General features: G+C 69.6%; 1 protein-coding gene. It reads left to right on the top strand.

Annotated elements, in window-relative coordinates; all coding sequences use genetic code 11:
• On the top strand, window positions 1-273 hold a 273-nt coding region (locus QSK52_RS39260), incomplete at both ends, for a thiamine pyrophosphate-binding protein (RefSeq protein ID WP_285681365.1).

Below are 273 nucleotides of genomic sequence, written 5' to 3'. Positions count from 1 at the left end.
ACGCGCAGGCCACCGGCCGGGTCGGCGTCTGCATGGCGACCTCCGGCCCGGGCGCGACCAACCTGGTCACCCCGATCGCCGACGCGTACATGGACTCGGTGCCGATCGTCGCGATCACCGGCCAGGTGCCCTCGACCATGATCGGTACGGACGCCTTCCAGGAGGCGGACATCTGCGGCATCACGATGCCGATCACCAAGCACAACTACCTGGTCACCGACCCGGCCGAGATCCCCCGGGTGATCGCCGAGGCCTTCCACATCGCCGCCACCG

Source organism: Kitasatospora phosalacinea, from assembly GCF_030268885.1.
Classification (GTDB): domain Bacteria; phylum Actinomycetota; class Actinomycetes; order Streptomycetales; family Streptomycetaceae; genus Kitasatospora; species Kitasatospora phosalacinea_C.
This window is presented reverse-complemented; position numbering and strand designations above follow the sequence as displayed.